Genomic DNA, 22,951 nt, shown 5'->3' with positions numbered 1-22,951 from the left:
TGAAATCACTATTCAACTTATAGCTAACAAATGAATTTCATTACGATATTAAGAATTTTACTTTTACCATTTTCTGTTTTGTATGGAATAATTGTTTCTATTAGAAATTTATGTTATGATTGGGGAATTTTAAAATCTACTTCTTTTGATATTCCTATCATAACTGTTGGGAATTTAAGCGTTGGGGGAACTGGAAAAACTCCTCAGATAGAATATTTGGTACGTTTGTTACAAAATGATTTACAAATAGCAGTGTTGAGTAGAGGTTACAAAAGAAAATCTAAAGGGTTTGTATTAGCTGATAAAAATACCACTGTTGAAGAATTAGGAGATGAACCTTTTCAATATCATCAAAAATTTCCAAAAATTAATGTTGCGGTTAATGGAGATAGGGTAGCAGGAGTAACTCAACTTTTACAATTAAGACCTACTACCAATGTAGTATTGTTAGACGATGCTTATCAGCACAGAAAAATAAAAGCAGGATATCAAATTTTATTAACTGCTTATTCTGATTTGTTTTACAAAGATTTTATGATGCCTACTGGAAACTTGCGTGAGTTGTGGTGGGGTAAAAAAAGAGCTAACCTTATTGTAGTAACCAAATGTCCTGTAGATTTATCTAAAGAGGAACAAAGAAAAATAATAGCAAAAATAAATCCATCAAAACAGCAAAAAGTATTCTTTATAACCATAGGTTATTCCTCTATTTTAAAAGGTGTAGAAGAAGTTCTATTAGATGAATTACAACATCAAAAAGTAGTGTTGGTTACAGGAATTGCCAAGCCAGAACCATTGGTAGCTCACTTAAAAAGTAAAGGGCTAAAATTTGAACATTTAAAATTTTCAGATCATCACAACTTTACAGCTGATGAAATTAAGATGATTCAACAAAAGGAAAAAGAAGCAGTAATTCTAACTACAGAAAAAGATTATGTTCGCTTAGAAAAAGACATCAAAAAACTCTTATATATTCCTATTGAAACCGTTTTTCTAGATAATAAAACTATTTTTGATAAGGAAATTTTAGCTTTTGTAAAGCATTAAAATTATTTTCTATTTTGAGCAGTTGTATTGATGAAATGTGGGGTGATGGTTTTGTTTTCTTCATCAACTTGTAAAAAAGCAGTTCCTAAATCACCATTATTCCATTTAGAATATTCCTCAGAATTTCCAGCAACGTAACATTTCAAAAAATGTTCAGCCACCAAATCTTGAATATTTTTAACACTTATATTTTTGGTTTTTTTAATGGTTTTAGAAATATGGTAGTAGCTTTCTTGGGTAATGGCATTTAAAATTGCCAAAGCATAATTGTCTCCATTTTGATGAGTAAAAATAGCTCCATTTTCATAATGTGTTCTATATTCTAAAATCTCAATTTCTTCAAAAGCTACATTTGGTTCGTCTAAAATGGCAATTTTACTTAAGGTATTGTTGATGTAGTTTTCTACTTCGATTTTCATATCTAATATTTTATATAAAAAAAGCTATCTATAATTTATAGATAGCTTTTTAAATTTATAAGGAGTTTTATTAATAGTTAAAAACGCCGAATGGACTAGAAATCTCTAAAGATTTAGTTCCTTCTGTTTTAGGAGTTTCTACACGACCAATAATTTTAGCATCTACGTTAAAGCTTTTAGAAATTTCAATAATATCTTTAGCAATTTCTGCAGGAACATAAATTTCCATTCTGTGTCCCATATTAAATACCTGATACATTTCTTTCCAATCTGTACCAGAATTTTCTTGAATTAATTTGAATAAAGGTGGCACGTCAAACATGTTATCTTTTACAATGTGTAAATTTTCTACAAAGTGTAAAATTTTAGTTTGTGCTCCACCAGAACAGTGTACCATTCCGTGAATTTCTTTCGGAGTATATTTAGCTAAAATAGCCTTGATAATAGGAGCATAGGTTCTAGTTGGAGATAAAACTAATTTACCAGCATCAAGAGGAGAATTTTCTACAGCATCTGTCAATTTTGTGTTACCAGAGTACACCAATTCTTCAGGAACAGCAGCATCAAAAGATTCAGGATATTTCTTTGCTAAATATTTATGGAAAACATCATGTCTAGCAGAAGTTAATCCGTTAGATCCCATTCCTCCATTGTATTCTTTTTCGTAAGTAGCTTGTCCAAAAGATTCTAAACCTACAATTACATCACCTGGTTTTATGTTGGCATTGTTTACTACATCACTACGTTTCATTCTTGCAGTCACCGTAGAATCAACAATAATAGTTCTTACCAAATCACCTACATCTGCAGTTTCTCCACCAGTTGAGTGAATAGTCACACCAAATTCTTTTAATTCAGCTAATAATTCTTCAGTTCCATTAATAATTTGAGAAAGTACTTCTCCTGGAATTAAATTTTTGTTACGCCCAATAGTTGATGATAACATAATATTATCTGTAGCACCTACACATAATAAATCATCAATATTCATAATTAAAGCATCTTGAGCAATTCCTTTCCAAACAGAAATATCTCCTGTTTCTTTCCAGTACATATAAGCTAAAGCAGATTTAGTTCCTGCTCCATCAGCATGCATAATCAAACAATAATCTTCATCGTTTGTTAAGTAATCAGGAACAATTTTACAGAATGCTTTAGGGAATAATCCTTTGTCCACATTTTTAATTGCGTTGTGTACATCTTCTTTAGAAGCTGATACTCCACGTTGGCTATATCTTTTACTTACTTCAGAACTCATATGATCGTTTGTTGTTTTTAATGGTGCTGCAAATTTAGTTATTTGATTTTTATCTACTATCAAAAAAAGCAATAAGGTTTAAAACTGTTAAAAATCAGTATTATTTATGTGTTAACGCAATAGTGATATTTTGATATTGTTAATTTTACACATGATTTTTTACGAATTAAGGAAAAATAAATATTCTACGTAAAAATACGTAGTATTTCAATTGTGCGTTCGAATAATTATTTTATATTTGCTTTCATTAAAGATAAAAACGAAACTTTTATTAAATATAATATTTTATTATGGCTAAAATTAAATTAGAGTACATCTGGTTAGATGGATACTATCCAACTCAAAACTTAAGAAGTAAAACTAAAGTTGAGGATCATGAAAACTTCCAAGGAACTTTAGAAGAAATTGGAAATTGGTCTTTTGATGGTTCATCTACACAACAAGCAGAAGGAGGATCTTCTGACTGTATCTTAAAGCCAGTAGCTATTTATCCTGATCCTGCAAGAATCAATGGGTGGTTAGTAATGACTGAGGTATACAATGCTGATGGAACTCCACACGAGTCTAATGGACGTGCTACTATTGATGATGATAACGATGATTTCTGGTTTGGATTTGAGCAAGAATATTTTATCATGGACACTGAAACTGAATTACCTTTAGGATTCCCAAGAGGAGGATACCCTAAGCCACAAGGTATGTACTACTGTTCAGTTGGAGGTAGAAACACTCACGGACGTGATTTAGTAGAAGAACATGCTGACTTATGTATTGAAGCTGGATTAAACTTTGAAGGAATTAACCAAGAGGTTGCTTCTGGACAATGGGAATTCCAATTATTTGCTAAAGGAGCTAAAAAAGCAGGTGATGAAATTTGGGTTGCTAGATATTTATTAGATCGTTTAACTGAAGGTAGAGGAATGTACATTGAGTATCACCCAAAACCATTAGGAAAAGATATGGACTGGAATGGTTCAGGAATGCATGCCAACTTCTCTAACTCAGTATTAAGAACTTGTGGTTCTAAAGAAAAATATGCTGAGATTTGTGAAGCTTTCCGTCCTTATGTAAAAGAACACATTGAAGTATATGGAGAGTTTAACGATCAACGTTTAACTGGTAAGCACGAAACTGCTGCTATTACTGATTTCTCTTGGGGAGTATCAGATAGAGGAGCTTCTATACGTATTCCAATCATCGCTGTAGAAAAAGGATACAAAGGATGGTTAGAAGACCGTCGTCCTGCTTCAAACGGAGATCCATACAAAATTGCTGCACGTATTATTAAAACAGTTAAAACTGTTTGCTAATAAATAACAAGCAAAAAATATATTTAAAGCCCTGCAACATGCAGGGCTTTTTTTGTGAGAAATAGCTATTTTTAAAAAATGATTATCGCAATAATAGTTACTATAATTTTGGTGTTGGGTATTTATAGTTACCAAAAAGACAAACCGAATAAGAAAGCAAAGATTCCTATTGATTTAGATGAAATACTAGAAGCTAATGTTTTGTTTTATCAAAAACTTGACAAAAAAGAGAAAGAGCTTTTTAGAGTAAAGGTTAAAACATTTTTAAAAGAGGTTTATATAGATGTAGTTGGTTTTGAGTTAGAAACTCTAGATATTGTATTGGTAGCAGCAAGTGCTGTTATTCCAGTTTTTTATTTTGATTCTTGGCAGTATCGTAATTTGTCATCTGTTATTATTTATCCAGATAACTTTAATACAGATTTAATGTATCAAGGGGAAAATCGTATTGTGGCTGGAATGATTGGTTCTGGGAGGTATGAAAATCAAATGATTTTATCTCGCAAAGCTTTACATCAAGGATTTAAAAATAATACAGATAAAAATAATACAGCCATACATGAATTTGTTCACTTAATTGATAAATCTGATGGAGTAGTAGATGGTATTCCTAGTGCTTTGTTGTCAAATACTTATGTGATTCCTTGGTTAAAATTAATCCATGATGAAATGGAAGCTATTAATAGTAACGAATCTGATATTAGAGCCTATGGAGGAACTAATCAACAAGAGTTTTTTGCTGTTGCTGCAGAATATTTTTTTGAACGCCCAGATTTATTAAAACGTAAACATCCTGAACTTTTTAAAATGATGGAAATGTGTTTTTCTAAAAATAAAAAATAAATACTTTTTAGTCTTTATATGTGACCTTTGTTACTAATAGATTTATTGGCTACAAGTATCTTTATATGATCAAATTAGATGATATGAAGTTAAAAATTATAGTGATAGGAGGTTTGTCAGCAGGTCCTTCTGCTGCTGCAAAAGCAAGAAGACAAAATGAAGATGCAGATATTAAATTATTCGAGAAATGTAAAAATATAAGCTATGCAACTTGTGGAATACCTTATGCTTTGTCTGGTGTAATAAAAACAAGAGAAAAATTACTTGTTGTAGAGGCTAACTTACTTAGAGAAAGGTTTAATATTGATGTGAATTTAGAAGAAGAAGTTATAGATATTTATCCATTAGAACATAAAGTTATCACTACTAAGGGTGAGTATTTTTATGATAAGCTTATTTATACCGTAGGAGCTAAAACTATTATTCCTCCTATTAAAAATATAGAAAAAGCTAAAAATTGGTCGCCATGTAGAACTATAGAAGATTTTGATAAAATCACTCAAAAAGGAGTGCTTGATAAAGCAAATCATGTGACTATTATGGGAGCAGGTTTGATAGGTGTTGAAGTCGTAGAAAATTTAATAGAATTAGGTAAAAAAGTAACACTCATAGAAGGAGGTGATGGTGTATTACCCATGTGGGAAAGTAAGTTTAGAAAATTTGCTCAAAATACATTAGAAACTCATGGTGTAGAGGTGATTACAAATACTTTTGTTAAAGACTTTAATGTAAATCAAGGTAAAATATTTTCCATTCCAACTCCTTTAAAAGAGGTAAAAACTGATTTTGTTATCATGAGTGTAGGGATTAAACCCAATACAGAAATGTTAACCAATAAAGGAGCAGCCCATATTGGTAATGGGGCCTTAAAAGTCAATCAAAAGATGGAAACTTCTCTGCCAGATATTTATGCAGCGGGAGATTGTGCAAGTATCAAAAATATTTTAACAAATGAACATGACTATTTACCTTTAGGAACTCATTCTAATAAAGGAGGTAGAACTGCAGGAGCCAATGCTGCAGGTGGTAACGAATTGTATAAAGGAGGTTATAAAACAGCCATTATAAAGGTATTTGATTATACTTTGGGAAGAACAGGATTGAATCCTGATTTTATGATAAAAAACAACATAGATTTTAAAACTAATCTTGTTATTACGGGAGCAACTCCTAGTTATTATCCAAACCAAAAAGATATTATTATAGAGACTTATTATGCTCCACATACTGGTAAAATATTAGGTTGCGAAGCTTTTGGAGAACATGGGGTTGACAAACGAATTGATGTGATGAGTACAGCGATATATGCTGGATTAAGTATAGAAGATTTATCAAATTTAGACTTGGCTTATGCACCACCTTTTTCACCAGCTAAAGATCCTGTGATTGTTACTGGTTTTGTAAGTTCAAACGCTTATAAAGGCGGTTATGATGAAATTGGTTCTAATCAATTACATGATTTACTAACGAATAATTTAGAAAACAATTATCAAATAATAGATGTTAGAAACAAAGCAGAGATAGAAAAATCTTACATGCTTCCTGGAGCAGTTCATATTGAATTAGATACTATTAGAGCTAAAAAACTATTAAACTTGGATAAAAATAAATTAACAATTGTTTACTGTGCTAAAGGAATGAGAGGATATTTATCTTATTTATTATTAAAAGACAAAGGATTTAAAAATGTTAAAAATTTATCAGGCGGTTTTACTATTTGGGACAAATTATATTAAAGACTGAATGATTTTGTATAAAAAACCACAACACTCACGTTGTGGTTTTTTGTTTCTGTTTTTTAATAATGAAAGTTAAGTTTAGATAGATAAACTTCTTGTTTTCTATTAAGTATTTGTTTTGTACTTAATAGAAATTGAATCTATAGAAACTGTTTAAAAACAGTTGTTTACGATTATGATTCCATACTTTTGAAGTCTCAGTCCATTTTTTTAAAAGTATTCTGACTAATTTTATCAGAAGGAGTTAGTAATCATTATTGCTAAAAAAATATTGATATTGTACCTACAACAAATATCATCTTTCAAGAAAGTTTTTTAATGTATTTGTAGTGATTATTTTTTATGTTGATATGTAGATTGATGTTTAGAAAAAAAACTTATTTATGTAGAGTTTTAGAAGGTTATAAAAAGCGAAAGATTAATTGTGGTTTATAACAAAAAGAAGCTGTGTATAATCATTTTATAAGACATGAAATAAACAAGTTTAAAATGATGTTTTAATGTAAATTAGTCTTTTGTTAATTTGAAAATAAAATGTTTTTATGATAAAAAAAACAGTCTTTCTCTTTTTTTTAATTTCAAACTTTATGTCGTTTGCTCAAAGTTTAAAATTTGAGCATTATAATAGTAAAGATGGAATTTCACAAAATTCGGTTAGACATATCGTACAAGACAAACAAGGTTTTCTTTGGTTAGGAACTTTTTCGGGACTTAATCGTTTTGATGGATATCAATTTAAATCTTATTTAAGTACTTCTTTAAACAAAGAAGAACTTTATAATGATGACATCACTGTGTTGAAATATGATGAGAGTTTAAATAATCTTTGGATTGGTACTAGATTTGGTTTAACCGTTTTAGATCTTAGCACTCAAAAATTCACCACTTTTTTACCAGACAAAAACAACCCTAATAGTCTTCCTGATAAAGAAATTAGATCTATATATATAGACAAGTATAAAAGAATTTGGGTTGGTACAAAAAATAAAGGATTATATATTTATTATCCTGATGAGAATAAGTTTGAAAAAGTAAAACTTCCCAGTTATTATTATATAAAAGAAATTTTTGAAGATAAAAATGGAGATTTATGGATAGGAAGTTATGATACAGCAGGTATAGCTAAAATTTCTTTAGATGCAAAAGGTTTAATTACTAGTGTTAGTCATTATACTCTTACAATTAAAAAAAACAAAAAGAAAAATCCATATATAAATTTTATATATGAGGATTTTAAATCAGACATTTTTGTTGGAACAAGAAATGGTTTGTACAAGCTAAATAAGATTCAAAATGTATTTGAAACTTTAGAAATAAAAGACGAAAAATTAAGAGAAAAAATAGGACCACACTTTTTGTCTATAGCACGAAGTCCTAACGGAAAATATTGGTTAGGGACTTTATCGGGTTTGTTAGTTTTTAATCAATTAGAAGATTTAGTAAAAGGAGAGTTTGATTGGCATTATTCTATTTTAACAGAAGAAACTTCTTTGGTGGATAATTTAATATCAGCTCTTTATTTTGATCCCTCAGGAGTTTTATGGATTGGAACAGAAGATGGATTGGATAAGTATGATCCATATGAAAATCAAATTCATTTAAATAAAGATATTTCTCTCTATACTGAAAATCAGATCCCAAGAAACAGAGGGTTTGCTAAAACTTATGACAATCATGTTATTTTAGCAACCTGGCACAATGGACTTTTTATTACTAATAAAAATAGTTTTGTGCCTTTGTATAGTTGTAAAGAAGACATTTCGAGTATTTATACTATTGATGGTAAAATTTTCTATTGTGGATTGTGGAATGGAAAACTTTTAATTTATGATTATTTAAAAAATACCTCGAAAGTTGTAGATATAGGAAATCGTAATGCTGCCATATCCACTTTTTTAAAATATGATGAGAACACCATGCTTGTTGGTTCTTTTGGAGAAGGAATTGTTTGGTTTGATATCAAAAAGAAGTCTGTTAAATTAGGTACAGAAAGATTGTTCCCAAATTATGAAATAAATAGAATTAAAAAAGATGGAGAAACTTTGTGGATTGCAGCTGAAGAAGGCTTGATTCATTATGAATATACAAGTAAAAAAAGTAAAATATATCAATATAATCCTGATAAAAAAGGAGGAATTCCACAAGATAATTTAAGTGATATATTAATTGATTCTAAGAAACAGGTATGGGCAGCTACCAGAGCTGGTTTGGCAAAATATATTGTAGAAAAAGATGATTTTGAATTGATTACTGAACCCAGAGAATTAAGTGGTAAATGGATTACTGACATGATTTTAGATGTTGATGGTTCTTTGTGGTTAAACATCAATAATAACACTATTGGTAAGTATAACACAGATTTAAATACCATTAATATTTATCATGTAAAAAGTGGGACTAGGTTGGATATTTTTAGTTCAGTTGGTTTTTATAATTACAATAATTCAAGAATATATATAGGAGGTAAGTATGGTGTTATTTCTTTTTCTCCAAATACTATTAAGGAAAATCATTATGCTCCAAAACCTATTATTACTGAGTTTAAAGTTCAGAATAAAGAAATTGTTCCTGGAGGTCGTATTGATGGGCAGGTTCCTTTTAAAAAAGATATTAACTACGGTAAAAATGTAGTTTTAGACTATAATAACAGAAATTTTTCAATTCAATTCTCAACTCCTTGTTATAGCAATCAAAGACTTAATAAGTTTGAGTATATGTTAGAAGGTTTTGATGAAGATTGGATAGAAACCAATAGTGATTTAAGAACTGTACAGTACACCAATTTGTTTTCAAAAGATTATGTGTTTAAAATAAGATCTAGTAATAGTGATGGTATTTGGAGTAAAACATCAGAATATCAAATTAAAATTTTACCTTCTTTTTGGTTTACTTACAAAGGTTTGTTCTTAATAGCTGTTGTGTTAGTATTGTTGGCTTATTTTTTAAGGAGACAAATAAAATTAAGACAAGAATTGTTATACGAGAAAGTAAAAAGAGAAAGGGAAGAGAAATTAAATAACGAAAAACTTCGTTTTTTTACTAATATATCTCACGAATTAAGAACACCATTAACTTTAATTCTAGGACCTATAAAACAATTATTAGAACTAAATGCTAAAAATGAATATGCCAAGAGTAGGGTAGATTTAATATACTTAAACGCAAATAGATTATTAAGATTAGTAAATCAAATTTTGGATTTTAGAAAAGCAGAAACAGGACAGTTAAAGTTAAAAGTTTCAAAAGTTGAAGTTGCTAAAATTACTCAAAATGTTTTTGATTCTTTTGTGGTTTATGCTCAATCAAAGGATATTCATTTTAATTTAAATATAGATCATGAGGTAGAGACGTGTTGGTTGGATGTAGATAAATACGATAAAATACTCTTTAATTTATTATCAAATGCCATGAAGTTTACCAATCATTATGGAAATGTAGACTTATTTGTTGGTTATGAAAATGATGATAAAAAAAATCTTATTATTGAAGTTAGCGACGATGGAATTGGAATTCCTTTAGGAAGTCAAGAAAAAATATTTTCTAGATTTTATCAAGCAGAAAACAGTAAAAAAAATACTACGGGTACAGGTATTGGTTTGTCTTTTGTAAAAGCTTTGGTAGAAATTCATAAAGGAGAAATTCAAGTAAAAAGCATACCAAATGATGGAAGTGTGTTTTTTGTGAAGTTACCTGTTACTAAAGATACTTATCAAGAAAATGAAATTTTTGATGCTATAATAGAAGAAAATAAACATGAAATTATACTACCACTTCAAGATGATACTTTTTATAAGTCTGTAAAAAAAATAGATAAAAGTATAGAGATCAAGCATAAAATAGTTGTGATAGATGATAATACAGAGTTAAGAAAATATATAGTGGAATATCTATCTACTTATTACAAGGTTTATGAAGCAGAAAATGGAAAAGAAGGATTGGCAATATGTAAAAAAGTAAAACCAGCCCTATGTGTGGTAGATGTTATGATGCCTGTAATGAATGGTTTTGATTTTGTGGAGACACTAAAGCAAGATGAATATATAAGTAATACGGCCATTATTCTTTTAACAGCTTTGGCAGAAAATGAAAATAGAATTAAAGGTTATTCTATAGGGGTAGATGATTATTTGGTAAAACCTTTTGATCCTTCTGTTCTTAAATCTAGAATAGATAATATTATTAAAATTCATTTTAATTTAAAAAAGACTTTTTCAGATGAAGTAGAAAGTGATGTAATTACATTAGCTCATTCTCAAATAGATATAGATTTGATTTCTAACATAAAAGAGCTAATTGAACAACATATAGCAAACCCTAATCTAACGATGGGGTTTTTATGTGAGGAATTAGCAATGAGTACTTCTAAATTATATAGAAAAATTACACAACTTACAGATATGTCTCCAAGTGAGTTTATAAGAACCATTCGTTTAAAAAAGTCAGCAGAGTTATTGCAAACAAAAAACTATAATGTTTCTGAAGTAGCTAATATGGTAGGGTTTAATGATCCTTTGTATTTTAGTAGGTGTTTTAAAAAACAGTTTGGAGTGGCTCCAAGTACTTTAATAAAATAGATTCTTAATATTTATATCATATGTAAAACTATATTTAAGGGTTTCATAAATCCTCTTAAAATTCATTAGAATACTTAAAGTATATAATGTTTTTCATTCTAATTATTTATGAAACCCTTATTTAAATAGTAATTCTTAAAATTAGAAACTAATTTATTTACGATAATAATATGTATATAAGTATGGTTAGTAATACTAAAATAATTCCGGCGATATTCACTTTAGACCAGGATTTTTCTTCTGTTCCTTTGTCCATTTCTGGATGGTCTTCAGCTGTTGGAAATAATTTAGAAACTAAAAACATGATAATAAAGTTTAACACAAACTCAATTCCCCATAAGTGAACAAAATGAATATCAAGCTGAAGAATGAACGTGGTTAGTATGTAGAATACAAATCCAAAAAATAAACCAGCTTTGGCTCCTTTTGTGTTAATTTGTTTAAAAAAGATTCCTGCAATAATAATAGATGAAATTGGAATAAAAAATACTCCATTTAATTGTTGTAGTAGCTGATATAATCCTTCAGGAGCATAAGCAACCATAGGAGCTACAGCAATGGCAATAATAGCCAAAACTACAGATGATATTTTACCGTACTTTACTAAATTGCTATCTGATACATTTTTATTGATGTTTTTCTTATAAATGTCTAAACAGAAAATGGTACTAGCAGAATTTAATACACTATTAAAAGTACTCAATACAGCACCTAAAATAACCGCAGCAAAAAATCCATATAAATAGGTAGGTAATACTTTTTTAACTAAAAGAGGGTAGATTAAATCTGGAGTATCATAATATTTATCTTGAAAATAGTAATAAGAAATTAACCCAGGAAGTACAATAATAATTGGAACAAATAGTTTTAAAACCCCTGTATAAATCAATCCTTTTTGAGCTTCAACCAAATTTTTAGCACCAAAAGCTCTTTGGACTATGGCCTGGTTCATTCCCCAAAAATATAACTGATTAATCATTAATCCTGTGAATAGGACAGAAAAAGGAAGTACGGAGTCAGGTTTACCGATAATGTCAAACTTGTCTGGTGCAAAATTATAGACAGTACTTAATCCGCTAAAAAAATCTCCATCACCAATTTGAAATAATGCAATTACAGGAATTAACAATCCACCAAGCATCAATCCAACTCCATTTAAAGAATCAGAATACGCCACAGCTTTTAATCCACCAAAAATGGCGTATAAAGAACCAATAATACCAATAACTAAAACTGTATATATTAAAGACTCTTCTTTGCTAATATTAAAAATAACAGAAAAATCAAAAACACTTTCTATGTTAATGGCTCCAGAATATAACACAATTGGTAAAAGGGTAATCACAAATGAAGACATTAATAAAAAGGCCACCACGGATCTAATGGCTCCATCAAATCTTTTTTCTAAAAATTCTGGAATAGTGGTTAATCCCATTTTAATAAACTTTGGAATAAAGAAGATGGCGGCAATGACCAAAGCGATGGCAGAAGTTACTTCCCATGCAATGACAATAATTCCATTTTTATAAGAACTACCATTCATACCAATTAAGTGTTCGGTAGAAATATTGGTTAAAATCATTGATCCTGCTATAATAGGACCTGTTAAACTTTTACCAGCTAAAAAATAACCTTTAGAGGTAGTGAACTTGTCTTTTCTAAGTTTATAAGTAGTATAAAAAATAACAAATAATGTAAATCCAAAAAATCCTAAATAGGTAAATAGCATGGTAAAAGTTTTTAGTTAGGGTTAAAATTTTAATACTTCGGGTAGGTATTTAGAAACCAAAGCTTCATAATATGGTCTTAAAGCTTTTACATCTGGTTTTACAGGAGCTTTGGTGTATAAATCATATGGATTGAATTTTTTCACCCATTCAAACATTTCAAGGTCTTTTTCATTCATTAAATGATTGTAATCTTCTTCTCTATGTTGAGAGTAGAAAGAATGATAACGAATCATATATAAAGCGGGTTCTGGTAAATAGTCTTTTAGTATTTGATATAAGTATTCATCATGTCCCCAGCTCATTTTTACATTATCTAAACCGCAGTTAGGAGTGTATACACCATATTTGGTATTATATCTTTCATCCTTACTGTCTGGGTTTTGTTCAAAAAATTCTGGATAAACAATTTTGTCAGAAAATTTACAACCTACAGGAAAGGTATCACCTACTACTGCCCATTGTGGTTCTCCAAACAAACAAAGTACTTTACCTATATCATGTAAAAAACCTGTTAACACAAACCAATCCGGATGTCCATCAGCTCTAATTGCTTCAGAAGTTTGTAATAAATGTTGAAGTTGGTCTAAATCAATATCAGGATCACTATCATCAACTAAAGTATTTAAGAAGTCAACAGCTTCCCATAAAGACATCTCTTTTTTATCAAATTTTAAGAATTCTTCTTCTTTTTTACATACAAAATCATACGTTTGGTTGATGTGGTTGATGCGGTAAAATTCCTTAACAGTATCCACTCTTTCAGAATCAACATAATTTCTAAATTCTTCTTTTTCTTTTGCTGGTGTTTCAGGATCTGGGTAACGTTCTATTAAGTTTTCTTCCCAATCATCAATATTATCCATAGGATTGTTGATGCTATTATTTGTTTTATTTTTCATTGTATATAAAGTTTGGATTAAATAATTTCTTTTGAAGTAATGACTAAATTCTTTGATGTATTAAAGTATGGTAAAGAATTATAGTTTGGGATTTACTGATTAAGAATCAGTGAAATACAGAAATCCAAATTAAGAATGTTGCTTATTTTCTATATGGATATTTTATGCAAAAACATGGATTTTTTGTTTTTTAAATATTAATAAAATAATGAAAGTGTTTTTTGTTTGTGGTTTTCGTAACTAAAAATCATAATCATTAAATAATTGTTAGTTATCCATGTTTTTGAATAAAATGTCCATTTCAAAAAAAGAAATCTCTGCTAATTTTATCAAATGCTTACGATATTTATTTATCGGATGATTATAATATATGGTAAGTGTAAAACAATTATTAACTAAACAAAATAAAATGGAGAAACTTAAACTTTTAATGATAGCCGTAGTGCTATGTTTTTCATCAACTTCATGGGCACAAAGTAAAGTGACGGGAGTTGTAACGGATGCGAATGATATTCCAGTTCCTGGAGCTAATGTCATTATTAAAGGAACCTCAAAAGGAACAATAGCAGATTTTGATGGTAACTTTGAAATTACTGCTAGCAATGGAGATGTTATAGCAGTTTCATATGTAGGGTACACAACTAAAGAAATAGCTTATGCAGGACAAGCTAAATTAAGTGTAAAATTAGAACAAAGTAATACAGAGTTAGATGAAGTAGTTATTGTTGGTTATGGTACTGTTAAAAGAAAAGATTTAACAGGTTCTGTAGCTTCAATGGATGCTGAGTCAATAGAAAAAACAAATAAAGTGGATGCGATATCTGCTTTACAAGGACAAGCTCCTGGGGTTGTAGTTCAGCGTACAAATAATAAACCAGGTTCAGGTGGATTTAATATTCGTATTCGTGGAGCAAGTACTATTAACGATAATGAAACTGCCAGCCAAGGAGGGTTTACCCCAGGTCAGAACCCATTATTTATTGTAGATGGAATTTTTGTGGACGATATTTCATTCTTGAATCCTGCAGATATTAGTAGAATGGATATTTTAAAAGATGCTTCTGCAACTGCTATTTATGGTTCTAGAGGTAGTAATGGAGTTGTATTGATTGAAACTAAGCGTGGTAAATCAGGGGCTTTAAGAGTTGATTATAGTAATTATGTTGGTTTTAAACAAGCTTATCATTTACCTTCTGTACAAGATGGTCCTGGGTATGTAGAGTATCTTAAGGATGTAGTAGTAGGGAATCAATTTGCATCTGGAAACCTTAATTATAGAAGAGGAGATGTTAACTTGTCTAATTGGTTAGATGCAGAAGAAATGCAAAATGTGGCTGATGGAGTAAGTACTGATTGGGTAGATTTAATGTTGAAAAAAGGATTTCAAACAAACCATACAGTTAGTTTAAGTGGAGGTACAGATAAGACTGTTTATTCTGTAGGTATGGGTTACACCACAGATGAAGGATCTTTAGAAGGTGAAGATTTTACTAGATACAATGTTAGAGGTAGTTTAAAGAGTGATTTGACTAAGTGGTTGAATTTAAGTGTTAGTAATCATATTACCAATGCTATACAGAATGAAGGAAGTTATGAAGGTTTTAGAAGTTCATACAGATTAAAGCCTATTGGTCGTCCATATAATGACGATGGTTCTTTACGTTTTTTTCCAACTCAAAAAGAAAATCAAGTTACCAACCCATTGTTTGAGGCAGATAACATCACTAGGGAAACTAAATATTTACAATATATTGGTGATATTGCTTTGCAAGTAAAACCTATAGAGGGACTAACCCTTACCACAAAATTTTCTCCAAATATTAAATATACTAGATATGGAGAGTACAGAGGATTATATTCAAAAAGTGTTGTAGGTAATCCTGCAAATAGAAGAGCTCAAGTAAATAATCATAATTCGGTGTCATATTCTTGGGATAATATCTTGAATTATAAATTAGAGAGTGGAGTACATGCTATAGATTTTACCGGAGTGTTTTCAAGATATATGCAACGTTCTGAAGGTTATTATACTCAAGTAAGAAACTTTACAACAGACGAATTCACATTCTATAATTTAGGGGCTGGTTTAGATATTAGAGATGTTTCTAGTAGTTTTGAGAAATCAACTTTAGAATCATATACGGCTAGAGTAAATTATAGTTTAATGGATAAGTACTTGGTTACTTTGACAGGTAGATATGATGGTGCTTCTATACTTGCTGAAGGAAATAAATGGGCTTTTTTCCCATCTGTAGCCTTTGCATGGAAAATAATGGAAGAAGATTTTATGAAATCTCAAGATATATTGACCAATGCAAAACTTAGATTAAGTTATGGTCAAACAGGAAATAATGGAGCAGGTGGTGGATTAGTACCGTTAGGATCTCAATCATTACTATCAAGTAGTGCTACTAATTTAGGTGATCAAGCGACTCCATCATTATACATATCAAACTTAGCAAATAAGGATCTTAAGTGGGAAAGAACAAGTGAGATAAACGTAGGTTTTGATTTTGCTTTCTTAAATAATAGAATCAACGGTTCTATAGATGTATACAATAGAAAAAATTCTGATATTATTTTTAGAACAGGTATACCATCTGTAACAGGTTTTCCTACTATATTAAAAAATATTGGTGAATCTACAAATAAGGGAATTGAGGTTGGTTTAAACTCTACAAATATCAATACAGGAGACTTTAAATGGACAACCAATTTAAACTTTGCTGCTAATAAAAACACTTTAGATAGATTATATGGTACAAATGCAGATATTATATTTAATAGACAAGGAACTAACTTTATTCATAGAGTAGGTGAGTCTATAGGTTCTCTTTATGATTATGAATACATTGGAATTTGGCAATTAGATGAAGCTGCAGAAGCTGCTGTTTATGGTCAAAGACCTGGTCAAGTTAAGGTTAGAGATTTAAATAATGATGGAAGTATTGATGCTGACAATGATAGAAAAGTAATAGGACAGGTTACTCCAAAATGGACAGGAGGTATTACAAATACTTTAAATTATAAAGATTTTGATTTTTCATTCTTTGTAAACATTAGTCAAGGAAATAAAGTAAAAAGTAATTTCCATAGTAATTTATCATTCCCTTATGATGGAGATCCTTCAAGACTATTTAATGCTTATGATGTAGATTATTGGACACCTACAAATCCAATCAATTCTTGGTATCAACCAGGTAATGGAGGTAACTATCAAGATGCTATTAAATATAAGGATGTTTCATTTGTTAAAGTTGGATATATGACTTTAGGATATAAGATTCCTTCAACTATTTTAGATAAGCTTAAAATTAGTAGTTTAAGATTGTATGCAACAGTACAAAATCCATTTGTGTTTACAAATTATGATGGTTGGGATCCTGAAGGAGCAGGTAGAAACTCATGGGGTGCAGCGTTTATGTCTCGTACATTCATGACAGGTCTTAACTTAAGTTTCTAATGATTGTTGAATTAAATTTTAAAAAGATGAAAAAAAATAAACATAAAATAATAGCGTTGCTTTTAACCATAGGGGTTTTAAGTACAAGTTGTGAAAGTTATTTAGAAGAAGAGAATAACACTGCTCTAAGTGTAGAAAATATTGATGGAGCTATATATGGTCAGATGGTTAATACAATTTATGAAAGAGCTAGAGAAACCTCTACTTATTATACTTCTGATTTATACTATGCTTTAGAGGATTTAGGTACAGATATTATTACTAGATCATCTCCTATTACAGGAACGGATGAACTAAATGATTATGTAAAATTAAATTCACAGAACTGGGCTATAGGAGTGTATTGGGATAATCAATATAGAATTATAGCATCTGCAAATACGGTAATTAATGCTGCAGAAGCTGATATTAGTGGTCTTGATGATGCTGATAAGAATACTGGAGTAGCAGAGGCAAAGTTTTTTAGAGCAATGTCTTACTTTCAGTTGGTAGAGAATTATGGAGGTGTACCTTTGGTTTTAAATCAAATTACCACAGCACAAACAGAATTTACCAGAGCATCAGAGGAACAGGTATATGCACAAATTATAAATGATCTTAATGAGGCATTACCTGTATTAGATCAGAATCCAGCAAAATATGGTAAGGTGTCTAAAGATGCCGTAAGACATTTGTTATCAAAAGTATTGTTAACAAGAGGGTATAAATCATTTGCTGGAGCAACTGATTTTGCTGATGCAGCTGCGTTAGCGGAAACTGTAATAGCGAATCATGATTTAGTTGGGGCTTTTGAAAATTTGGTAAGTATTGATAATCAGCGTAATTCTGAAGTAATATTTTCTTACTTATTTGGGAATAATTCTGTAAGTAGAGGATGGGGAAATTCTAGACATATGAAGTATCAGTTTAGGTTTTATGATTACCCAGGATTATTTAAATCAGTACAAGGTTTAGGAACCATGCCAACACCTTTTTATTATTCACTTTTTGAAGATGATGATGAAAGAGCTGAAGCAACTTTTGCAAGAGTTTTGTATGCAAATGAAGATGATACAGTTACAAAAGGAGACGTTACTATGAATATAATGGTTGGCGATACTGCTATGTATTTTCCTAAAACAGCATGGTCTCAAGCAGCTATAGATGCAGTTCCTTATGCAGTAATTAATCCGGGTACTTATTTTACTAATGATGGAGTAACAAATACTCATTTCCCAAAGTTTAAAAAGTTTGATGATCCAAGTGTTCCTTTTACGCAACCAGATCAACCTTCTCAGGGAGAAAGAGATATGGTAATGATGAGAAGTGGAGAAGCATATTTAATTGCAGCTGAAGCTTATTTAGGAGATTCTGATCCAGTTACTGCTGCAGCTAGACTTACAACTTTAAGATCTAGAGCAGGTTTAATCACCCCAGTACTTCCAACAGAAGTAGATTTAGATTTTATTCTTGATGAAAGAGCTAGAGAATTAACAGGAGAAGTAAACAGATGGATGGATTTAAAGAGAACAGGAAAGTTAATAGAGCGTACTTTAGAGCACAATCCTCATGCAAAATTAAATAATGCTTTAAATGCTAAAAACTTGTTGAGACCAATACCTCAACGCGAGATTGATAATTCTCAAGGTACTATTACGCAAAATCCTCTATAAGAATTTATAAAATATAAGGACTTTTAGTCTTTATTATTTGAGTTAGTTTAAAGTTAGTTTAAGATATAGGCAGGTGAGCAATTGCCTGCTTATATTCTTTTAAAATAATTTGATGATGAGTGTCAAATTAGGTAACTAAAAATCCTATGGAAGTAAAGCCACTAAAAATAATGAAAATACATGTTTTTAAAAAAGCTTGGATTGGATGGATTTTCCTTTTTCTTATTTCTTGTTCACAAGAAATAAAGAAAACGGTTGTCATAGAAAATTATGTAGACAAAGTTTACTCTTTGTTAGATACAGAAAATTCAAGATGGTTTTTCTTTACATCAGCAAGTCGTCCATTTGGAATGGTCAACTTAAGTCCAGATACCGAAATTGATGGGGCATGGGGAAGTGGTTACAGGTACAACACAGATACTATTAAAGGATTTAGTCATATACACGCTTGGCAAATGTCAGGTTTATCGGTAATGCCGATTATTCTTTCGGAAGAAAATAAAGTTAATATTTTTACCGATTTCTATTCTAGTTTTAATCATAAAACAGAAAATATTAAGCCCGGGTATCATTCATTACTGTTGGATAGATATCAAATTAAGGCAGAATTAACAAGTACAAAACGAGTTGGGTTTCACCAATATTCGTTTCCAAAAAATAAAGAGGCAGGTATCCTTTTCAACTTAAATACCATCTTAGGGCCTAATAATAATGTAGCAGGAGCGTTAACGCAAGTAGGAGAAAGTGAGTTGTCAGGTAAATTAATAGCAACTCCCACACATAGACGCCCTAAGCAATTAAATATATATTTTAAAATTAAATTAAATGTTCCTATCTCAGCCTTAGTAAAAGATGAACAGACAGGAAATTACTTAATCAATATAAAAAACACAGCATCTCCAGTTTTAATGAAGGTTGGTGTTTCTTACACTTCAGTAGAAAATGCAACTAAAAATATTCAGGAAGAATTACCTCATTGGAATTTTAATCAAGTAATTCAAGATTCTAAAGATGAGTGGAATTCTTTATTAGGAAGAATTAAAGTTCAAGGAGGAACTGAACAAGATCAACATAGATTTTATACAGATTTGTGGCATGCTTTACAAGGAAGAAGAATTATTAGTGATGTAAATGGAGCGTATCCAGATAATACAGGAGCAGCATTTAGAATAGGTCAATTGCCTTTAAATAATAAAGGAAAACCATTGTTTAATCATTATAATTCAGATTCTTTTTGGGGAGCTCAATGGACTATTAATACTTTATGGGGATTGGTATATCCAGAAATAATGGAGGAATTTTCTCAGTCTTTAATGCAATATTATGAAGATGGTGGTATGATTCCTAGAGGTCCTTCAGGAGGAAATTACACTTTTGTAATGACAGGAGCTTCTTCAACACCTTTTATAGTAAGTGCTATTCAAAAAGGATTGATAAAAGAAAATGTTGATTCTTTTTACCAAGCTTTAAAAAAGAATCACATGCCAGGCGGAATTATGGAAAGAGCCGGATATGAGCATAAAACAAATTTTGGTGGTGGTTTAAAATATTATTTAGAAAAAGGATTTGTTCCTTATCCATTACCAGATGGAGATTTTGGATCACATCAAGATGGAGCAAGTTTAACCTTAGAATATGCTTATCAAGATTGGGCCTTGGCACAATTGGCTAAAAAGCTAGGAAAGCAAGAAGATGCTGAGTATTTCAGTAAAAGATCTAAAAATTATCAAAATTTATTTGATTTAAATTCAGGATGGATTCATCCTAAAAATGTAAACGGAGGTTGGATCGAAAATTATGATCCTTACCAATATCAACATGGTTTTATAGAAGCTAATGGAGCACAAGCTACTTGGTTTGTACCACATGATCTTTTAGGATTAGCTAAGTTGATGGGAGGAAATAAAAAAGCTGTTGAAAAATTGAATACACAATTTGAAGAAGCAGAAAAATTAGGGTTTACATCTGGAGATTCTCATGCTGCAGAATTACATCCAGAATATAGTAGAATTCCTATTAATTATGGAAATCAACCTTCTATACAAACTGCTTTTATTTTTCAACAATTGGGTAGGCCTGACTTAACAGAATATTGGTCAAGAAAAATAATAGAAAAAGTGTTTTCAGGTTTAAGTCATGCAAGTGGTTATAATGGAGACGAAGATCAGGGGTTGATGGGAAGTTTAGCTGTTTTGATGAAAATAGGATTGTTTCAAATGAATGGAGGAACCGAAGAAAATCCTGAATATCAAATAGGAAGTCCCATTTTTGATAAAATTACTATCGAACTAAATAATGATTATTACAAAGGAAAAACTTTTGAAATTAAGACCAAGAACAACAGTCCAGAAAATGTATATGTAAAAAATATTCAGCTAAATAATACTACTATAAATACTCATAAAATTCATCATGATGATATTGTTAATGGAGGAGTTTTAGAGCTACAAATGTCAAAATAAATAAAACCTTTATATGAAATATTTACTTCATTTATTGATTTTCTTTTTAGGATTTCATCCTTCATTCGCCCAGAAAAGCACTTTAAATATAGAGCATTTTGGGGCAGTAGGAGATGGAATTACTTTAAACACTAAATCCATTCAAAAAGCCATAGATAAAGCTTTTTCGCAAAATGGAGGAATGGTTGTTTTTCCTAAAGGAAATTTTTTATCAGGAAGTATAGAGTTAAAAAGCAATGTAACTTTATTTTTTGAAGAAGGTTCAGTATTGTTAGGAAGTACGAATCCTAACGATTACTATAAAATGAATTTTGAAGGGAGGCCAGATTCTCCTAAAAAAGATGATAATTCCCAAATGGCTTTAATCTTAGCGAATAAAGCCAATAACATAAAGCTTTTAGGGAAAGGTAAAATTGATGGGCAAGGATTAAAATTGGCTTTACATATTGATAGTTTACATCATGCAGGTATTCAAGTAGATCCAAATTATAATTACAGAAGACATAGACCTAACGAAACCATGAGACCGAAATTATTTCGTTTTTCTCAGTGTAAAAATATTGATATCAAAGATTTGTATGTGGGAGAAGCTTCTTGTTGGGGACTTTCATTTGAATTGAGTGAAAATTTAAATATTGATGGCCTAACAGTAGTAAATCGTTCATATTGGAATAATGATGGAATTGATATTACAGATTGCAAAAATGTTCGCATAACCAATTGTGATATCAATGCAGCGGATGATGGAATTTGTTTAAAATCATATTATCCAGGACATAGTAATGATGGAATTTATATAGCAAATTGTACCATAAGATCTAGTGCTAGTGCTGTTAAGTTTGGAACAGCGTCTTATGGAGGTTTTAGAAATGTAATTATAGAAAATATTAAAATTTTTGACACGTTTCGTTCTGCCATTGCTATAGAGTCAGTAGATGGGGCTACCATAGAAAATATAAACGTTAATAACATTGAAGCAATCAATACAGGGAATGCCATCTTTATTCGTTTAGGACATAGAGATGGTGAAAAACCAGGAGTGGTTAAAAACATCAATATTAAAAATATAAAAGTTCAAGTACCGTTTGGTCGACCAGATATTAACTATGAGTTAAGAGGACCTGAGGTAAACTTTTTTCACAATCCATTTCCAGCATCTATTGTTGGGATTCCTGGGCATTCTGTAGAAAGTGTGAACATAGAAAATATAGAGATATCCTACCCCGGAAAATCTTTTAAAGGAATGGCATACGTTCCTTTAAACCGTTTAGAACAAGTACCTAAAGAAATTAAAAGTTCTCCTGAGTTTTCTATGTTTGGAGAGTTACCAGCTTGGGGATTTTATGTTCGTTATGCCAAAGGAATTACGTTTAGAAATATAAAGTTGAATTTAGAGGAAGATGATTTTAGACCCGCTTTTGTTTTTGATGATGTAGAGGGGTTATGGATGGAAAAAATAAGTCTACCTAAGACTCATAAAAAAGAAATTGCTTTAAAAGAAGTGACGAATCCAACTTTAAAAATAAACGAATCGGAAATAAAAATAATAAAATAG

13 protein-coding genes are annotated in these 22,951 nt (G+C 30.3%); 9 read left to right on the top strand and 4 right to left on the bottom strand.

The genetic code is table 11. The features are described from left to right. Positions 1-30 precede the first annotated feature (30 nt). Positions 31-1,047: a tetraacyldisaccharide 4'-kinase gene (lpxK, locus tag BUB70_RS06165; RefSeq protein ID WP_143155254.1), complete on the top strand. Its 1,017-nt coding sequence runs from the start codon at positions 31-33 to the stop codon at positions 1,045-1,047. Between the two features lie 2 nt (positions 1,048-1,049). Here the strand turns inward: lpxK and BUB70_RS06160 are convergent, their stop codons facing one another. Both BUB70_RS06160 and BUB70_RS06155 read right to left on the bottom strand, forming a co-directional pair. Next, a complete protein-coding gene (locus tag BUB70_RS06160; protein ID WP_073119415.1) occupies positions 1,050-1,466 on the bottom strand; it encodes a hypothetical protein in 417 nt (138 codons plus the stop codon). Positions 1,467-1,536: 70 nt separating this feature from the next. Further along, a complete protein-coding gene (locus BUB70_RS06155; RefSeq protein ID WP_073119814.1) occupies positions 1,537-2,724 on the bottom strand; it encodes an AIR synthase related protein in 1,188 nt (395 codons plus the stop codon). Between the two features lie 290 nt (positions 2,725-3,014). On the opposite strand from BUB70_RS06155, the gene BUB70_RS06150 reads away from it, so the two are divergent. From BUB70_RS06150 to BUB70_RS06135, 4 genes are all read left to right on the top strand, one after another. Beyond that, positions 3,015-4,034 carry a glutamine synthetase beta-grasp domain-containing protein gene (locus BUB70_RS06150; protein WP_073119413.1) on the top strand — a complete coding sequence of 340 codons (1,020 nt, stop codon included), beginning with the start codon at positions 3,015-3,017 and terminating at the stop codon, positions 4,032-4,034. Between the two features lie 78 nt (positions 4,035-4,112). Next, positions 4,113-4,877, top strand: coding sequence for a M90 family metallopeptidase (locus tag BUB70_RS06145; protein ID WP_073119410.1), 765 nt, complete (start codon positions 4,113-4,115; stop codon positions 4,875-4,877). Positions 4,878-4,960: 83 nt separating this feature from the next. After that, positions 4,961-6,613 carry an FAD-dependent oxidoreductase gene (locus tag BUB70_RS06140; RefSeq protein ID WP_073119812.1) on the top strand — a complete coding sequence of 551 codons (1,653 nt, stop codon included), beginning with the start codon at positions 4,961-4,963 and terminating at the stop codon, positions 6,611-6,613. 590 nt (positions 6,614-7,203) lie between these two features. Next, entirely contained in the window at positions 7,204-11,190 is a 3,987-nt protein-coding gene (locus BUB70_RS06135) for a hybrid sensor histidine kinase/response regulator transcription factor (RefSeq protein WP_229742957.1), read from the top strand. Between the two features lie 157 nt (positions 11,191-11,347). Here BUB70_RS06135 and BUB70_RS06130 read toward each other — a convergent pair whose 3' ends face one another. Beyond that, complete coding sequence (locus tag BUB70_RS06130; protein WP_073119406.1) at positions 11,348-12,919, bottom strand: solute:sodium symporter family transporter; 1,572 nt, start codon at positions 12,917-12,919, stop codon at positions 11,348-11,350. A 21-nt stretch (positions 12,920-12,940) separates the two neighbouring features. After that, the gene (locus BUB70_RS06125) at positions 12,941-13,819 is read right to left on the bottom strand and encodes an inositol oxygenase family protein (RefSeq protein WP_073119404.1); all 879 of its coding nucleotides are present in this window, start codon (positions 13,817-13,819) and stop codon (positions 12,941-12,943) included. A 409-nt stretch (positions 13,820-14,228) separates the two neighbouring features. Here BUB70_RS06125 and BUB70_RS06120 point away from each other — a divergent pair, with 409 nt between their 5' ends. From BUB70_RS06120 to BUB70_RS06105, 4 genes are all read left to right on the top strand, one after another. Continuing rightward, on the top strand, positions 14,229-17,282 hold the full coding sequence (locus BUB70_RS06120) for a SusC/RagA family TonB-linked outer membrane protein (RefSeq protein ID WP_229742958.1): 3,054 nt from the start codon (positions 14,229-14,231) through the stop codon (positions 17,280-17,282). A 26-nt stretch (positions 17,283-17,308) separates the two neighbouring features. Then, positions 17,309-18,934: a RagB/SusD family nutrient uptake outer membrane protein gene (locus BUB70_RS06115; RefSeq protein ID WP_073119809.1), complete on the top strand. Its 1,626-nt coding sequence runs from the start codon at positions 17,309-17,311 to the stop codon at positions 18,932-18,934. A gap of 170 nt (positions 18,935-19,104) precedes the next feature. Further along, positions 19,105-21,396: a GH92 family glycosyl hydrolase gene (locus BUB70_RS06110; RefSeq protein WP_073119806.1), complete on the top strand. Its 2,292-nt coding sequence runs from the start codon at positions 19,105-19,107 to the stop codon at positions 21,394-21,396. Positions 21,397-21,409: 13 nt separating this feature from the next. Continuing rightward, a complete protein-coding gene (locus tag BUB70_RS06105; RefSeq protein ID WP_073119400.1) occupies positions 21,410-22,951 on the top strand; it encodes a glycoside hydrolase family 28 protein in 1,542 nt (513 codons plus the stop codon).

It is taken from the genome of Wenyingzhuangia marina (genome assembly GCF_900130035.1).
GTDB classification, from domain to species: domain Bacteria; phylum Bacteroidota; class Bacteroidia; order Flavobacteriales; family Flavobacteriaceae; genus Wenyingzhuangia; species Wenyingzhuangia marina.
This window is presented reverse-complemented; position numbering and strand designations above follow the sequence as displayed.

Coding starts and splice junctions, on each gene's coding strand:
- BUB70_RS06155 (WP_073119814.1), bottom strand. CDS start 2,724: ATGAGTTCTGAAGTAAGTAAAAGATATAGCCAACGTGGAGTATCAGCT.
- BUB70_RS06145 (WP_073119410.1), top strand. CDS start 4,113: ATGATTATCGCAATAATAGTTACTATAATTTTGGTGTTGGGTATTTAT.
- BUB70_RS06135 (WP_229742957.1), top strand. CDS start 7,204: ATGTCGTTTGCTCAAAGTTTAAAATTTGAGCATTATAATAGTAAAGAT.
- lpxK (WP_143155254.1), top strand. CDS start 31: ATGAATTTCATTACGATATTAAGAATTTTACTTTTACCATTTTCTGTT.
- BUB70_RS06160 (WP_073119415.1), bottom strand. CDS start 1,466: ATGAAAATCGAAGTAGAAAACTACATCAACAATACCTTAAGTAAAATT.
- BUB70_RS06130 (WP_073119406.1), bottom strand. CDS start 12,919: ATGCTATTTACCTATTTAGGATTTTTTGGATTTACATTATTTGTTATT.
- BUB70_RS06150 (WP_073119413.1), top strand. CDS start 3,015: ATGGCTAAAATTAAATTAGAGTACATCTGGTTAGATGGATACTATCCA.
- BUB70_RS06110 (WP_073119806.1), top strand. CDS start 19,105: ATGAAAATACATGTTTTTAAAAAAGCTTGGATTGGATGGATTTTCCTT.
- BUB70_RS06120 (WP_229742958.1), top strand. CDS start 14,229: ATGGAGAAACTTAAACTTTTAATGATAGCCGTAGTGCTATGTTTTTCA.
- BUB70_RS06125 (WP_073119404.1), bottom strand. CDS start 13,819: ATGAAAAATAAAACAAATAATAGCATCAACAATCCTATGGATAATATT.
- BUB70_RS06115 (WP_073119809.1), top strand. CDS start 17,309: ATGAAAAAAAATAAACATAAAATAATAGCGTTGCTTTTAACCATAGGG.
- BUB70_RS06105 (WP_073119400.1), top strand. CDS start 21,410: ATGAAATATTTACTTCATTTATTGATTTTCTTTTTAGGATTTCATCCT.
- BUB70_RS06140 (WP_073119812.1), top strand. CDS start 4,961: ATGAAGTTAAAAATTATAGTGATAGGAGGTTTGTCAGCAGGTCCTTCT.